The organism is Agromyces sp. GQ35, from assembly GCF_059758475.1.
Window position 1 is genome coordinate 2,390,019 of record NZ_JCAXEO010000001.1, and the last position, 14,964, is coordinate 2,404,982.

At 67.9% G+C, this 14,964-nt stretch carries 15 protein-coding genes; 8 read left to right on the forward strand and 7 right to left on the reverse strand.

The window, feature by feature from the left end; translation table 11 throughout:
* Positions 1–230 precede the first annotated feature (230 nt).
* Entirely contained in the window at positions 231–461 is a 231-nt protein-coding gene (locus AC6CH0_RS11035) for an acyl-CoA carboxylase subunit epsilon (protein WP_498100639.1), read from the reverse strand.
* An 8-nt stretch (positions 462–469) separates the two neighbouring features.
* Positions 470–2,077 carry an acyl-CoA carboxylase subunit beta gene (locus tag AC6CH0_RS11040; RefSeq protein ID WP_498100641.1) on the reverse strand — a complete coding sequence of 536 codons (1,608 nt, stop codon included), beginning with the start codon at positions 2,075–2,077 and terminating at the stop codon, positions 470–472.
* A gap of 113 nt (positions 2,078–2,190) precedes the next feature.
* Between AC6CH0_RS11040 and AC6CH0_RS11045 the strand changes: the two genes are divergently transcribed.
* The 3 genes from AC6CH0_RS11045 to AC6CH0_RS11055 all read left to right on the forward strand — a co-directional run bounded on the left by AC6CH0_RS11045 (position 2,191) and on the right by AC6CH0_RS11055 (position 4,639).
* Positions 2,191–3,111, forward strand: a complete 921-nt coding sequence (locus AC6CH0_RS11045) for a biotin--[acetyl-CoA-carboxylase] ligase (RefSeq protein ID WP_498100643.1) — start codon at positions 2,191–2,193, stop codon at positions 3,109–3,111.
* Between the two features lie 93 nt (positions 3,112–3,204).
* Complete coding sequence (locus AC6CH0_RS11050; RefSeq protein WP_498100645.1) at positions 3,205–3,681, forward strand: PH domain-containing protein; 477 nt, start codon at positions 3,205–3,207, stop codon at positions 3,679–3,681.
* A 118-nt stretch (positions 3,682–3,799) separates the two neighbouring features.
* Positions 3,800–4,639 (forward strand): DarT ssDNA thymidine ADP-ribosyltransferase family protein, encoded by an 840-nt coding sequence (locus AC6CH0_RS11055; protein WP_498100647.1) that lies wholly within the window; start codon positions 3,800–3,802, stop codon positions 4,637–4,639.
* Between the two features lie 80 nt (positions 4,640–4,719).
* Here the strand turns inward: AC6CH0_RS11055 and AC6CH0_RS11060 are convergent, their stop codons facing one another.
* On the reverse strand, positions 4,720–5,265 hold the full coding sequence (locus tag AC6CH0_RS11060; RefSeq protein WP_498100649.1) for a GtrA family protein: 546 nt from the start codon (positions 5,263–5,265) through the stop codon (positions 4,720–4,722).
* A 70-nt stretch (positions 5,266–5,335) separates the two neighbouring features.
* Between AC6CH0_RS11060 and AC6CH0_RS11065 the strand changes: the two genes are divergently transcribed.
* From AC6CH0_RS11065 to AC6CH0_RS11075, 3 genes are all read left to right on the forward strand, one after another.
* Entirely contained in the window at positions 5,336–6,484 is a 1,149-nt protein-coding gene (locus AC6CH0_RS11065) for a 5-(carboxyamino)imidazole ribonucleotide synthase (RefSeq protein WP_498100651.1), read from the forward strand.
* Between the two features lie 168 nt (positions 6,485–6,652).
* A complete protein-coding gene (gene purE / locus AC6CH0_RS11070) occupies positions 6,653–7,120 on the forward strand; it encodes a 5-(carboxyamino)imidazole ribonucleotide mutase (protein ID WP_498101114.1) in 468 nt (155 codons plus the stop codon).
* Positions 7,121–7,170: 50 nt separating this feature from the next.
* The gene (locus AC6CH0_RS11075; RefSeq protein WP_498100653.1) at positions 7,171–8,481 is read left to right on the forward strand and encodes an LCP family protein; all 1,311 of its coding nucleotides are present in this window, start codon (positions 7,171–7,173) and stop codon (positions 8,479–8,481) included.
* A 75-nt stretch (positions 8,482–8,556) separates the two neighbouring features.
* Here the strand turns inward: AC6CH0_RS11075 and AC6CH0_RS11080 are convergent, their stop codons facing one another.
* Both AC6CH0_RS11080 and AC6CH0_RS11085 read right to left on the reverse strand, forming a co-directional pair.
* Positions 8,557–9,696, reverse strand: coding sequence for a glycosyltransferase family 4 protein (locus AC6CH0_RS11080; RefSeq protein ID WP_498100655.1), 1,140 nt, complete (start codon positions 9,694–9,696; stop codon positions 8,557–8,559).
* A gap of 55 nt (positions 9,697–9,751) precedes the next feature.
* Positions 9,752–10,660, reverse strand: a complete 909-nt coding sequence (locus tag AC6CH0_RS11085) for a glycosyltransferase (RefSeq protein ID WP_498100657.1) — start codon at positions 10,658–10,660, stop codon at positions 9,752–9,754.
* 156 nt (positions 10,661–10,816) lie between these two features.
* On the opposite strand from AC6CH0_RS11085, the gene AC6CH0_RS11090 reads away from it, so the two are divergent.
* Positions 10,817–12,379 (forward strand): glycosyltransferase family 2 protein, encoded by a 1,563-nt coding sequence (locus tag AC6CH0_RS11090; protein ID WP_498100659.1) that lies wholly within the window; start codon positions 10,817–10,819, stop codon positions 12,377–12,379.
* Between the two features lie 38 nt (positions 12,380–12,417).
* Here the strand turns inward: AC6CH0_RS11090 and rfbD are convergent, their stop codons facing one another.
* Positions 12,418–13,278 (reverse strand): dTDP-4-dehydrorhamnose reductase, encoded by an 861-nt coding sequence (gene rfbD / locus AC6CH0_RS11095; RefSeq protein WP_498100661.1) that lies wholly within the window; start codon positions 13,276–13,278, stop codon positions 12,418–12,420.
* Positions 13,278–14,276: a dTDP-glucose 4,6-dehydratase gene (rfbB, locus tag AC6CH0_RS11100; RefSeq protein ID WP_498100662.1), complete on the reverse strand. Its 999-nt coding sequence runs from the start codon at positions 14,274–14,276 to the stop codon at positions 13,278–13,280. Before rfbB ends, rfbD begins: the two co-directional genes overlap by 1 nt.
* Positions 14,277–14,353: 77 nt before the next feature.
* Between rfbB and AC6CH0_RS11105 the strand changes: the two genes are divergently transcribed.
* Positions 14,354–14,962, forward strand: coding sequence for a dTDP-4-dehydrorhamnose 3,5-epimerase family protein (locus AC6CH0_RS11105; RefSeq protein WP_498100664.1), 609 nt, complete (start codon positions 14,354–14,356; stop codon positions 14,960–14,962).
* Positions 14,963–14,964 lie beyond the last annotated feature (2 nt).

Genomic DNA, 14,964 nt, shown 5'->3' on the forward strand with positions numbered 1-14,964 from the left:
CGCCCCCAACTGTCACCGGTTACCCGACCGATGACGATGGCGACTCCTGAGGAGCCTGCACTCACAATAGTGCTGCACCGGTCGATCAACGCAAAGTCGTCATTTCGGGGGACACGAGTGTCCGCCTCGCGCGTCGATTCCGCGTGATTCCATCACCGGGAGCGTGCACGCCGCCACCGACCGTGTCGGTTCGGGGGACACCGACGGTCGGGGCGGCAACAGCGGGCAGGTCAGCCGTCGGCGCGCGCCCAGCGGCCGGGGCCGACGTCGATGGGGCGGCGCATCGCGCCGCCGCTTCGCACCCATGCGCTGCGGCCGGGCTCGGCGACGAACGCGGCCAGCGAGGCCTCCTCGTCGAGAGCAGCGAGCAGCACGGCGGTGACCGCTGCTGCGTCGTCAGCGGTGACCGCGGTGGTCGCGAACTGCAGCGCGGCAGCTCGGTCGTCGATGTCGTCGCTCATGTCGCTCCCTACAGGGGGATGTTCCCGTGCTTCTTCGCAGGCAGGCTCGCCCGCTTCGTGCGAAGCGCACGAAGCGCTTTCACGACCGAGACCCGGGTCGCCGCGGGCTCGATGACGCCGTCGAGCTCGCCGCGCTCCGCCGCGAGGAACGGCGACGCCACGTTGTAGGTGTACTCGTTGGCGAGCTTGGTGCGCACGGCGGCGACGTCTTCGCCGGCGAGCTCGGCGGCCTTGATCTCGGCGCGGTAGAGGATGTTCACCGCACCCTGGCCGCCCATGACGGCGATCTCGGCGGTCGGCCAGGCGAGGTTGATGTCGGCGCCCAGCTGTTTCGATCCCATGACGATGTATGCGCCCCCGTAGGCCTTGCGCGTGATGATCGTGACGAGCGGCACGGTGGCCTCGGCGTAGGCGTAGAGCAGCTTCGCACCGCGGCGGATGACTCCCGTCCACTCCTGCTCGGTACCGGGGAGGTAGCCGGGCACGTCGACGAGCGTGAGGATCGGGATGGAGAATGCGTCGCAGAATCGCACGAAGCGCGAGGCCTTCTCGCCCGCCGCGATGTTCAGCGTGCCGGCCATCTGGCTCGGCTGGTTCGCGATGATGCCGACCGAGCGCCCGTCGACGCGCGCGAAGCCGATGATGATGTTCGGCGCGAACAAGGGCTGCACCTCGAGGAAGTCGCCGTGATCGACGATGCCCTCGATGATCGAGTGCATGTCGTACGGCTGGTTCGGCGAGTCGGGGATGACGGCGTTCAGGCGACGATCGTCGTCGGTGATCTCGAGTTCGGCCTCGGCGTCGTAGACGGGAGCGTCCGTCATGTTGTTGTCAGGAAGGAACGAGATGAGCGTGCGCGCGTAGTCGAGCGCATCGGACTCGTCGCTCGCGAGGTAGTGGGCGACACCCGACACCGAGTTGTGCGTGAGGGCGCCGCCGAGCTCCTCCATGCCGACGTCTTCGCCGGTGACGGTCTTGATCACGTCGGGGCCGGTGACGAACATCTGGCTGGTCTTGTCGACCATGATGACGAAGTCGGTGAGGGCGGGGGAGTACACCGCGCCGCCGGCCGCCGGACCGCACACGATCGAGATCTGCGGGATCACGCCGGAGGCCTGGGTGTTGCGACGGAAGATCTCGCCGTACTTGCCGAGGGCGACGACGCCCTCTTGAATGCGGGCACCGCCCGAGTCGAGGATGCCGATGATCGGCACGCCGGTCTTCAGCGCGAGTTCCATGACCTTGATGATCTTCTCGCCGGCGACCTCGCCGAGGGAGCCGCCGAAGATGGTGAAGTCCTGTGAGTAGACGGCGACCTGCCGGCCGTGGATCGTGCCGGTACCCGTGACGACGGCGTCGCCGTAGGGACGCTTGGCTTCCATGCCGAAGGCGTGCGTGCGGTGTCGCACGAACTCGTCGAGCTCGACGAACGAGCCGGGGTCGAGCAGCTCGGCGATGCGTTCGCGGGCGGTCATCTTGCCCTTGGCATGCTGCTTCTCGATGGCTGCCTCGCCCGATGCCGTCACCGCTTCGTGGTAGCGCAGCTTGAGGTCGGCGAGCTTGCCGGCAGTGGTGGAGAGGTCGGGGCCGTCAGTCGCTTCGGTCACGTCGTTCACTCTACCGGCGAGCAACTGGCCGACTTCGTTGACGGATTCCTACAAATACCCGGTCGGTGCTGGTGACTATCGCCATTCGATCGCTCGGCGGGGCGGCTGGGTAGGGTGTTGGCATGGAGTGGGAGCGATCGCGCGCGGCCGTGTCACGGTTCGAGTTCCTCGCCGAGGCGGGGTCGACGAACGACGAACTGCGCGAGGCCGCGAGTGGGCAGGATGCTGCGGCCTGGGGGCACGGCGCGGTGATCGTGACCGACAACCAGACGCGCGGGCGGGGCCGTCTCGGCCGCACCTGGCTCGCCCCGACCGGGAAGACGCTGGCGATCTCGGTGCTGCTGCGGCCCGGGCTCGCTGCCGGCGGGTCCTTCCCCGCCGATGCCTACGGTTGGATCCCGCTCATCGCGGGCGCCGCGATGACCGAGGCGGTACGCCGTGCCGTTCCCGAGCGCGCAGAACCGGTCGACGAGCGCGAGATCGCGACGCCGTCGGGTCGGCGTTCGCGCGCGGCATCCGCTCGACTCGACCGACTCGGCGACGACCTCGCGCAACTCGAGGTCTCCGGCGGCGTGGACGTGCTGCTCAAGTGGCCGAACGACGTGCTGGTGTCGGGATACAAGATCTGCGGCATCCTCTCGGAGCTGCTGCCCGAGTCCGGCGCCGTCATCGTCGGGGCGGGGCTCAACCTGACACTCGACGAACACGACCTTCCGACGCTGACCTCGACGTCCCTCCTGCTGGCCACCGGTGAGCAGCCCGATGCCGATGCCGTGCTCGCCGACTATCTCGGCACCTTCCTCGGCATGTTCGACGACTTCGCCCGTGCCGGGGCCGACGCCGTCGCGAGCGGGATCGCCGACCGGGTCGCCGCGCTCTGCGGAACGATCGGCAGCGACGTCCGGGTCGAACTGCCCGGCGATCGCGAGCTGCTCGGGCATGCGCAGGGCCTCGATGCCGACGGCCGACTCGTGGTGATCGACCGTGAGAACGGCGAGCCATGGTCTGTCGCCGCGGGCGACGTGACCCACCTGCGGTATTAATGGCGTATGAGGCCTGCCGCGACACCCGACTCGGCCGTGCCATCGGCGCAATCGCCTGAGCGCGTCGTTGCACGGCTGCGACGGAACGCGCGAGTGCTGACCTTTCCCGCCGTGCTGCTCGTCGCGGTCGCCGGCGCGACGGCGTACGGTCTCGGCATCGCCTCCGAGCTCTGGCAGCAGCTCGCGATCGTCGGCGGAGCCGTGCTCCTCATCCTGCTCGGGTGCTTCCTGCCGTTCCTCGGCTGGCTCACGCGCCGCACCACCATCACCACGCGGCGCATCATCGTGCGCAGCGGCATCTTCGTGCGCGTGCGCCAGGAACTCCTGCACAGTCGCGGCTACGACGTGACCGTGCGTCGCACCTGGGCGCAGAGCGCCTTCGGCTCCGGCGACGTGCGCATCAACACCGGGCACGAGCAGCCGTTCGTGCTGAAGGACGTGCCGAAGCCCGAACTCGTGCAGGGGGCCCTGCAGGAGCTCATGGGTGATGAGCACTCCCGCATCGCCGACCGTCGCAGAGCCGAACAGTCCACGATCGACGGCGACACCGTGGCCTGGGGCGGGCGCTGAATCGGTCGGATTCGTGACCCTTGTCCACTGAGGTGCAGCGGCAGGCCTCCAAAGGACGTAACGTTGACAGGTGGTCTCGTGCGCCCCTGAGCGCGAGCCGCACGATGAAGGGTTCCTCTTGGCCGACGAATGCAAACACGGTTTCGATGACGGCCTCTGCGCCATCTGCTTCCCGCCACCCGAACCCGAGCCGAAGCCGGCGCCCGCGCCCGTCGCTCGTTCGGCCCGCTCGACGACGACCCGCAACGGCCGTCCGCCGGCCCGTGTTCCCGGCGCCTCCCGTCCGGCGATCGCCTCGGATGCGCCGCGGCTCGACCTGAAGGCGCTGCGCATCTACCACGTGACGCACATCGACAACCTCCCGCCGATCCTCGAGGCCGGCGCGCTGATGGCGGATGCCGCGGGCGCGGTGCCGATCGTCGATCTCGCCGCACCCCATGCCCGCGAGTACCGGCGCAGCGCCCCGATCGCAGAGACCGACGCGGTGATCGCCGACTACGTGCCGTTCCTGCTCACCACCGACGCACACGTCTGGAATTCGGTGCGCACGGCCACGCCCGACCCGCGCCTGCATGAAGACGCGGTGAAGCGCGCTCCGGCCGACTTCGTCATCTTCGTGAGCTCGCTCGCGAGTGCACAGGCGGGCAATTCGGAGGTGCCGGGCACCATCGTGGTGAACGAGTCGGACGCAGCTGCGGGCGGCTCCGCCGTCGCCACCGAATGGAGTGACGTGCAGCGGCTGCTGCAGCGACTGCACCGCGACGAAGACGGCGCCGGACTCGACGGCGCAGAGCTGCTCGTGCGGGAGTGCCTGCCGCTCGACAGCGTCGCGCTCATCGCGGTGGCGAACGACCCGGTTCGCGATCGGGTGCGTGCCGCGCTCGCCGCGGCCGGTGTGCGCGCTCGGGTCGCGGTCTACCCCCCGTGGTTCCAGCCGACGGTCGACGCCGCGGAGTAGCCCACCCCGTTCCGAAAGCTGGGGCCGTCGACGCGCCCACGCGAGCCGCCGGCCTTCGACCGGCTCGGTGCACGAAGGCGCTATCGCGCAGGACTCGAGGCGTCGGGCTCCTCGAAGAGGGTGCGCTGCGCCTCCTCGACGCGCGCGAGATTCGAGAGCCCGTCGGCGCGATGGTGCCCGTAGACCCAGTAGCGGTACAGCACGAAGCGGAACGCTGTGCCGAGTGCGAGGCCGACCACGTTGGTCGCGATGTTGTCGGCCACGAGACTCGTGTAGCCGAGCCAGTGGTGGCTGACCCAGAGGCATCCGAGCGCAATGACCATGCCGCCGAGCGAGACGACCACGTACTCGGCGAACTCGCGCAGATAATTGCGGCGACGGTGGTGACGGAACGTCCAGTACCGATTGCCCAGCCAGTTGAAGACGATCGCGACGCTCGTCGAAATGGTCTTCGCGCCGATCGCCGATTGCGCCCAGTGATCGTCGCCGAAGACGCCGAGTCGCAGTGCGTTGAACAGCGTCACGTCGATCACGAGTCCGATGAGTCCGACGACACCGAACTTCACCGCGTAGGCGAGCAGGCCGTTCCAGAGGCGTGCGATGGCGCTCGCGAAGCGTGAGGACACCGGCACATCCTATGCCGTCGGCTGCGGCCTAGACTGAACGGGGCACCGGCTGAAGGTGCTGGAAGCAGCGGTGAATGGAGTGCGTGACGTGCGGGTCGGCGTGATCGGTGGAGGCCAGCTGGCCCGGATGATGATTCCCGCGGCGATCGAGCTCGGAGTCGACCTCCGCGTGCTCGCCGAAGCTCCCGGCATGTCGGCCGCGCTCGCCGCCGACCGTGTCGGTGACTACACCGACACTGCCACGGTGCTCGAGTTCGCACGCGAGGTCGACGTCGTGACCTTCGATCACGAACACGTGCCGCAAGACGTGCTGCGTGCCCTCGTCGACGCCGGTGTGCCGGTGCATCCCGGGCCCGATGCCCTGCGCTTCGCTCAAGACAAGCTGCTCATGCGCGAGCGACTCTCCGAGCTCGGTCTGCCGGTGCCGGATTGGGCTCGAGTCGAAACGCTCGACGAGCTCGACGAGTTCATCGCGGCGCACGGCGGCGTGGCGGTCGTGAAGACGCCGCGCGGCGGCTACGACGGCAAGGGCGTGCGCGTCGTGCGCGGTGCCGCCGAGGTCGCGGAGTGGTTCGGCACGATCGCCGAAGACGGCCGCGCGGGGGCGCTGCTCGTCGAGGAACTCGTCGACTTCCGCCGCGAACTCGCCCAGCTCGTCGCCCGGCGGCCCTCGGGCGAGATCGCTGCGTGGCCGGTCGTCGAGACCGTGCAGGTGGGCGGGGTCTGCAGCGAGGTCATCGCGCCGGCACCCCGATCTGCCGGCAGGCTCGCGGATGTCGCGGCCGATGTCGCCATCACGATCGCCGAGGGGCTCGGGGTCACCGGTGTGCTCGCCGTCGAGCTCTTCGAGACGAGCGACGACCGCATTCTCGTGAACGAGCTCGCGATGCGACCCCACAACAGCGGGCACTGGTCGATGGACGGCTCGACGACCGGGCAGTTCGAGCAGCACCTGCGCGCAGTGCTCGACCTGCCGCTCGGCGGCACCGGAACGCACGACGACTGGTCGGTCATGGTGAACGTGCTCGGAGGACCCGTCGAGGGCTCGCTCGCCGACCGCTACGCCACGGCGCTCTCGGGGCACCCCACGGTGAAGATCCACAACTACGGCAAGTCGCCGCGGCCTGGCCGCAAGGTGGGGCACGTCACCGCGATCGGCGACGATCTCGACGTCGTCGTCTACGAGGCGCGCGCCGCGGCTGCCGTCTTCCAAGACTGAATCCAGACGCTGACCGCGTCGGCGCACGGGCGCCGTATCGAGACCCGATCGGTCTCGATACCCCTTTCGTCGCTACTCGACCGGCGGGGTTGCGGTCATCTCCCAGCACCCGGCCCTACACTCGTTCGAGTGACTGAGACGAACACCGCCCCGCTCGTCGGCGTCGTGATGGGATCCGACTCCGACTGGAACGTGATGCGCGAGGCATCCGCTCTGCTCGACGAATTCGGCGTCGCACACGAGGTCGAGGTCGTGTCGGCGCACCGCACGCCCGAGAAGATGATCGCCTACGGCAAGGAGGCCGCGGCTCGTGGCCTGAAGGTGATCATCGCGGGCGCCGGGGGAGCGGCTCACCTGCCCGGCATGCTCGCCTCGGTCACGACGCTGCCGGTCGTCGGCGTGCCGGTGCCGCTGTCGCGACTCGACGGCCTCGACTCCCTGCTCTCGATCGTGCAGATGCCCGCCGGGGTTCCGGTCGCCACCGTCTCGATCGGCGGCGCGAAGAACGCCGGCCTCATCGCGGTGAAGATCCTCGCCACCGCCGACGACACGCTCTCGAGCGCCCTCGCCGACTACGCGACGGCGCTCGCCGCCCTCGTCGAAGAGAAGAACGAACGGCTCAAGCAGAACCGATGACGCTCGCCGCCAGCCCCATCCGATACCCGGACGTCGCCTCGCGTACGGTCATGACGCGCCGCGCCTGGTGGCTCGTCGTGCTCAACTTCCTGATCCCCGGCGCGCCGCAGGTACTCGCCGGCAGTCGGCGTCTCGGTCGGTTCGGCCTCGGCGCGACGCTGACCCTTTGGACCCTTGCGATCGTGGCGCTCGTCGTCTGGCTGCTCTGGCCGGCGACGCTCTACACGGTCTTCTCGACGACGATCTCACTCTGGATCGTCGCCCTGCTGCTCGCGTTCTACGCGGTGCTCTGGGTGGTTCTGACCCTCGACACGCTGCGCCTCGTGCGCCTCGTGAAGACCGCGCCGTCGGCGCGTGCCTGGGTTGCCGGCCTCACCACCGTGCTGATGATCGGCCTCTCGGGCACCGCCGCCTACGGTGCCTACCTCGCGACGACGGCGAGCGGATTCCTCTCCTCGGTGTTCATCGCAGGGCCATCGAAAGAACCCGTCGATGGCAAGTACAATTTCCTCCTGCTCGGCGGCGACGCCGGCCCCGATCGCGATGGGCTCCGGCCCGACAGCATCACGGTCGTCAGCGTCGATGCCGAGACCGGCCAGGCCGTGACGATCGGCCTTCCGCGCAACATGGAGGACGTGCCGTTCCCCGAAGGCAGCCCGCTCGCTGACCTCTACCCAGAGGGGTACGGCTCGATCGACGGCTGCGAGGTCGACGTCTGCATGCTCAACTCGATCTACACCGAGGTCGAGCTCATGAGCCCTGAGATGTACCCCGACGCCGTTGCCCAGGGCAGCGAACCCGGCATCGAGGCGATGCGAGATGCTGCCGAAGCGATCACCGGACTCGAGATCCAGTACTACGCGCTCATCGACATGGCCGGCTTCCAGCAGCTCATCGACGCACTCGGCGGGGTCACCGTCACCGTTCCCGAAGACGTGCCGATCCACGCCGACGAGACGTTCACGACCGTTGCCGAGTGGATTCCGGCGGGAGAGCAGCACCTCGACGGCTATCACGCGCTCTGGTACGCACGCTCTCGTCACGGAACGAGCGACTACGACCGCATGGCCCGCCAGCGCCAGATCCAAGAGGCCGTGCTGGCACAGTTCAACCCCGCGAACGTGCTCTCGAAGTTCCAGGAGATCGCAGCCGCGGGCTCGCAGGTCGTGAAGACGGATGTCCCGCAGGGCAGCCTCGGCTATTTCGTCGATCTCGCCGGGAAGACGAAGCAACTGCCCATCATCGATGTCGAACTCGTGCCCTCGAACGATGTGGATCCGGAGGATCCCGATTACGACTACATCAGGCAACTCGTGCAGCAGGCGGTGTTCCCGCCGACGGCGGAGCCGACCGAGGAGTGACGGCCGCGTCGGTGGCTGAAGGCTCTCGCCTGCTGCGCTCAGAGGCGTCTGGCGACCCCGCTCCAGCCGAGCTGGCTACAGGTCCGCGTGGAGCTGCCAGACGCGCTCGGCAGAGTCCCGCCAACTGAATGCACGGCTGCGGTCGCTTCCGGCGATCGAGAGTTGTTCGGCGAGCGACGCGTCAGTGATCACCGAGGTGATGGCCGCAGCCAGCCGGTCGCCATAGCCGTCGCCGATGCCGACCGGCACGGCGAGGCCGGCGCCACCGGACACCTCCAGGTACGCCGGAGCATCGGAGTGGATGACCGGCCGGGCGAGGCTGAACGCCTCGATCAGTGCAGTGCCGGAGCCCTCAACGTGACTCGGGGCGATGAACGCCGTGGCGCCCGCGATCACGACCGCGAGATCGGCGGCCTCGAGTTCATCGAGTCGGGTGATGCGTGTCGGCGAGATGCCCTCTTCTTCTGCAACGGTGAAGAGATGCTGATCGCCCCAGCTCTCGGGCCCGAGCACCACGATCGGAATCTCCGGTACCCCGCGCCGTCCGAGCGCCGCCAGCACGTCGACGAGGCCCTTGCGGGGTTCGAGCGTGCCCGGGACGACCAGGTACTCGGGTGGAAGCCCCAGCCGAGCCGCACGGATCGGCGCATCCGAGCCGATTGTCAAGCCGTTGCGCGGCGCGGTGCCGACCACGCGGATCCGATCGCCGAAATCGGCGATCTCCGCGAGCCGTTCGGCGAGAGCATGCGTCGGCACCACGACCGCGTCGGCATGTTTGCGAGCGCGCTTCAGCATGCCCTTCTGCCACGCGACCGATGTCGCGCTGAGCGACTCGGGGTGCGTCCACGCGAGCACATCATGCACGGTGACGACGATCTGAGTGCCGTCCACCGTGTGGTCGTGCTTTCGGAGGGGGGCGAAGAGGCTCGGCGCGTGGATCATGCCAGGACCCGGAGAGGTGGTGAGACCGAGCTGCCAGGCACCGGCGAGTTCGCGTCGTGCGAGGGTGGTCTTGTAGAGGCTCGACAAGCCAGGGATCCCCGACAGCACCCGCTCGTAGTCGTCGGGCTGCGATGAGGAGACGATGCCCTCGACGTGGCATCCGGACGGCGCGGCCGCGACGATCGCGTTCGCGAGATCGTGCGCGTACTGGCCGAGGACGCCCGGCACGGGCGCGACGATCTGATCGACGATGACGCGGAGAGTCGTGCTCACATTGCTCCTACCGATACTGCATACACCGGGTTGTAACCTTATGGGGTGGCTGGGCTCAGGCGATGAGCCGGAGCAGCCAGGCGGGGATCATGCCCCGACGGCGGATCGTCCCGTGGAAAGTACCGACAGAGATCGCGAGCAGTTGCGCGAGTCGGTGCGGCCCGCTGACGATCGACGTGATCATGCCGCCCGTCTCGCGCTTCGCGACCTGGAGCACCCAGCGCGGACGCTTCCTCATGAAGCGGAACATGAGATCGATGTTGTTCCTGGCGATGTAGTAACGCCGGAACGGCGAGTGGTACTGGTAGGTCGCGACGGCGCCGGACCCGACGTGCCGCATCGGCACCCCGAAGGGCCTGAGCTCGGCGCGGCGGCCGATCGAGTGCCGGATGTCGGTTCCGGTGGCAACGGCGATGCGGAAGCCGTGATCGCGTACACGCAGGCAGTACTCGGTGTCGACGGTGTCGATCACGAGCTGTTCGTCGAACATACCGGCCGTTTCGATGCACTCTCGAGAGATCACGAATCCCGTCTGGATCGCCTCGGGCACGAGCCCGAGTCCTTCAGGAGAGGTCCACGTCGGAAGGGCGGGAGCGCCGTTGACTGCGTCGACGCAGACAATGCCGACGCGCGTCACCGCGTTCGCCATTCCGAACACCTCCATCGCCCGCTGGACGTAGTCGCCGGGCAGTTCCGTGTCCTGATCCACGGTGACGATGAAATCGGCGCCGTTCGAGAGCGCCGTCGCGATGCCTCGATTGAGCGCTGCCGCGATGCCGACGTTCTTCGGGAGCCGGATGCACTCGGCGTATTCGGCGAGGCGCCCGAGCAGCACGGTCGGGTCGGAGGGGCTGCCATCGTCGACCACGATCACCCGGTCGACCTGGGCCGAGAGCCTGCGCACGCGGTCGACCACGTCTGGATCGGCGTCGTACGTTGGCATGATCGCGGTGATGTGAGCCAAAGACGTGATCCTCTCGAGGCGGCGGTCCGCACTTCGGTGCGCCGCACTAGGCTAGTTTACGGTCGAGTTTGAGAGGACCCACCAGTGACGTATAGCTCGAGGTCGACGCCGTGGAGTTCGGATCGGGAACGTGTCGTATCTCGTAGCGAGACGGTCATGCTCGAGCGTTTCGCCGAGCGGGACGAATTCCTCACGCGTCAGCATGGGCATGGTCCGATCGCCGTACCGCCTCACGGCCTGCGCCGCCTCGGCCGCTATCCGCTGGCTGCGGCGCGCATCGCGGCCTCGACACCTCCCGGCCGATTCGCCCGCCGCCTGCAGAGCAGACTCGGACGGATGGCGTGGGCAGCCGCCCGCCGCGCGCGGCCTGAGGCCGCGTCAGACGATGCCCTCGAGCGCATCGGCATCGCAGTGGTGGCATCCGACCTCCGCTCCGCCGAGATCGAGGCGGTGATCGCCGCGACATCCCCTCGATACCTCGCGTTCCTCCGATCGGGCGGCGCTCTCTTGCCGTCGGCGCCGGCGGCCATCGCGCGTGTGCTCGAAGCCGATCCGTCGCTGCAGCTCGTGTACGGCGACAGCAGGTCGACCGCGGGGCGCGTATTCCGTGCGCCCGCGTTCTCGCCGATCAGGCTTCGGGAGCAGGACTACCTCGGACCGGTGGTCATCGTGTCGACCGAGGCGATCCGCTCGCGCGGGGGCCTGCGAATGAACGCTGACGGAGTGCATGTGCTCGACCTGGCGCTGGAGATCCACCTCGACCGCGTGGCCCGCATCGGGGAGGTCCTCTCGGTCGGCCCGGCCATCGACGAGCCGGCACAGTTGGCCCGACGCGCCTGCGAGATCGTGAAGGAGCGTCTGCAGGCGACAGGCATCGAGGCGGAGGTCTCTGTGGCATCGGCGTCGACACGGCGCGTCGAGTATCGCGTGACCGATGACCCGCTCGTGTCGATCGTGATCCCGACCCGCGGTAGCCGAGGTGAGGTGGCAGGCAGCGAACGAGTCTTCGTCGTCGAGGCCGTGCGATCGATCCTCGAGCGCTCGACCTGGCAGAACGTCGAGTTCATCGTGGTGGCCGACGATGAGACCCCGCAGGGCGTCATCGACGAACTCGTGGCAGTCGGAGGCGCGCGACTCGATCTCGTCCGCTGGTCGGCGGAGTTCAACTTCAGCGCCAAGATGAACCTCGGTGCGGCATTCGCGCGCGGCGACTACCTGCTGCTGTTGAATGACGACATCGAACCCATCTCCGACGATTGGCTCGAGCGACTCGTCGGCGTTGCTGAGTTGCCGGGTGTCGGCATCGCCGGTTCGCTGCTCTTCTTCGAGGACGGCTCGGTGCAGCACGCTGGGCATCTCTATCGGAACGGCAACCCCGGGCACGTCGGGTTCGGGGTGATGCCTGGCGCGCTGCATCCGCTCGACACGATCGCTGTGACCCGCGAGGTCTCGGGGGCGACGGCGGCGTGCGCATTGATCCGCTCGGAAGTCTTCGCCGACGTCGGCGGGTTCTCGGTCGCGTACCCCGGCAACTACAACGACGTCGATCTCAGCCTCAAGGTCCGTTCGTCCGGCCGAGTCGTGGTCTGTGTCGGCGCAGCACGCCTGTACCACTTCGAATCGCGGACCCGTGATCCGAAGGTTCGCCCCCAGGACATCGCCGTACTGCACTCGCGGTGGGCGAGCGACCTGCAGCGCGACGAATACGAACGCGCCTGAAGACCCGCCGTGCGCGTGCGCCGCTCGGCGACTCGCTGCTAGCGGTTGCCGAAAGCCCCGGTGTCGACGGCGTCCCGGAGAGCCTCTCGCCAGTCGCGCATGGCCGGCAGGCCTGCCGCTGCCCAACCCTCGTGTTTCAGCACAGAGTAGGACGGACGAGGAGCGGGGCGTACGAAGGCCGAACTGTCGGTCGGCGTCACGCGCTCGGGATCTAGCCCGGATTCCTCGAGCACGGCGCGTGCGAATGCGTACCAGCTCGTCTCTCCGGAGTTGGTTCCGTGGAAGATCCCGCCTGACGCCTTCGAGTCCAGCAGGTCGACGATCCGGACGGCGAGGTCTGCGGTCCAGGTCGGCTGTCCGACCTGATCGTCGACGACCGCCCAGGTGTCCTTCGATGCCGCAAGCGCGAGCATCGTCTTGGCGAAGTTCGGCCCATGCTCGCCGTACAGCCAGGCGGTCCGCACCACGTAGGTCGCGCCGGGGTTGCGTTCGAGCGCGAGACGCTCGCCAGCGGCCTTCGTTCGCCCGTAGGCGGAGATGGGGTCGTGCGCGTCGTGCTCGCCGTACGGGGATTCCGCTCGTCCGTTGAAGACGTAGTCCGTGGACACCTGGACGAGACGGGCACCGTGCGCCGCGGCCGCGTCGGCGAGGTTGGCCGCACCGGTCGCGTTGATGGCGTAAGCGTCGTCCTCGTGCGATTCGGCGTCGTCGACCTTGGTGTAGGCCGCCGCATTGATGATCACGTCGTGGCCGGCCGTGGCTTCGAGCACGGCACTCGCATCGGTGATGTCGAGGTCGGTGCGGGCGAGCGGCGTCACGTCGCGGTCGGCCAGGGCGACCTGGAGGTCGCGGCCGAGCATGCCAGCAGCACCGGTGATGAGGTACCGGGTTCCCGACATCACTGCCCCTGAGCCGTGTAGCGGGCTTCGGTCGCGTCCTTCTGCGGAGCCCACCAGGACTCGTTGTCGCGGTACCACGCGATCGTGTCGGCGAGACCTGCCCCGAAGTCGGAGTAGCGCGGCTCCCAGCCGAGTTCGGTGCGGAGCCGCGTCGCGTCGATCGCATAGCGGAGGTCGTGGCCGGGACGATCGACGACGTGGTCGTACGCGTCCACCGGCTGACCGAGGGTCGTCAGGATCAGCTCGACGACCTCCTTGTTGTTCTTCTCGCCGTCTGCGCCGATGAGGTAGGTTTCACCGATCTCACCCTGTTCGAGGATCGTGAGGACAGCAGAGGAGTGGTCGTTCGCGTGGATCCAGTCACGGACGTTCTCGCCAGTGCCGTAGAGCTTGGGGCGTTCGTTGCGCAGGACATTGGTGATCTGGCGCGGGATGAACTTCTCGACGTGCTGATACGGCCCGTAGTTGTTCGAGCAGTTCGAGATGGTGGCCTTGACTCCGAACGAACGCACCCACGCGCGCACGAGGAGATCGCTGCCCGCCTTCGTCGACGAATAGGGGCTCGAGGGGTTGTACGGGGTCTGCTCTGTGAATCTCGCCGGATCGTCGAGTTCGAGATCGCCGTAGACCTCGTCGGTCGAGATGTGGTGGAAGCGGAGGTCGTGTCTGCGTGCCGCTTCGAGCAGCGTGTAGGTGCCGATGATGTTCGTCTCGAGGAACGGCCGCGGATCGTCGAGGGAATTGTCGTTGTGGCTCTCGGCCGCATAGTGCACGACCGCGTCGTGCTCAGCGAACAGTGCATCGACGATCGCTGCATCAGCGATGTCGCCCTGAACGAAGCGGAAGCGGTCGGCGGGGAGGCCGTCGAGAGAAGCGAGGTTCCCGGCATAGGTGAGCTTGTCGAGGACGGTCACCGAATGATCGGTGTTCTCGAGCACGTAGTGGACGAAATTCGAACCGATGAAGCCGGCACCGCCGGTCACGAGGAGTCTTGACACCCCGACATCTTAGCGAGCGGTCCCGTGGGCAAGCTCCGCCGCCGCGATCCCAACGACCGATTGGTACACTGCTCACCGTGCAGATCCGCGAACTGAAGATCCCCGACAGCTATGAGATCACCCCGAAGCAGTTCGGCGACGATCGAGGCGTGTTCCTCGAGTGGTACCGCTTCGATCGACTCGAGGAGACGATCGGACACTCACTGAGCCTCGCTCAGGGCAACACCTCGGTCTCCAAGCGGGGAGTGGTGCGCGGCATCCACTTCGCCGATGTTCCGCCGAGCCAGGCGAAGTACGTGACCGCGACCCATGGTGCGGTGCTCGACTTCGTCATCGACATCCGCGTCGGATCGCCGACGTTCGGTCAATGGGACTCCGTGCTGCTCGACGACGTCGACCGACGGGCCATCTACATCGCTGAAGGGCTGGGCCACTGCTTCGTCGCACTCACGGACGACGCGACCGTCAGCTACCTGGTCACGTCGACCTTCAACGCGGCTCGTGAGCACGGTATCGATCCGCGCGACCCCGAGATCGGCCTCGTATTCCCCGATGCTGCGGGCGAGCCGCTCCTCTCCCCGAAGGACACGGGCGCACCGTCGCTCGCTGAAGCCGCAGCAGCCGGGCTGCTTCCCAGCTGGGACGCTGCACGTGCCTACTACAGCTCACTGAACACGGAGGTGTGACC

Bases quoted from the DNA above. Each gene is read 5' to 3' on its own strand.
- AC6CH0_RS11035 (WP_498100639.1), bottom strand. From the start codon at position 461: ATGAGCGACGACATCGACGACCGAGCTGCCGCGCTGCAGTTCGCGACC.
- AC6CH0_RS11045 (WP_498100643.1), top strand. From the start codon at position 2,191: ATGGAGTGGGAGCGATCGCGCGCGGCCGTGTCACGGTTCGAGTTCCTC.
- purE (WP_498101114.1), top strand. From the start codon at position 6,653: ATGGGATCCGACTCCGACTGGAACGTGATGCGCGAGGCATCCGCTCTG.
- AC6CH0_RS11075 (WP_498100653.1), top strand. From the start codon at position 7,171: ATGACGCGCCGCGCCTGGTGGCTCGTCGTGCTCAACTTCCTGATCCCC.
- AC6CH0_RS11090 (WP_498100659.1), top strand. From the start codon at position 10,817: ATGCTCGAGCGTTTCGCCGAGCGGGACGAATTCCTCACGCGTCAGCAT.
- rfbD (WP_498100661.1), bottom strand. From the start codon at position 13,278: ATGTCGGGAACCCGGTACCTCATCACCGGTGCTGCTGGCATGCTCGGC.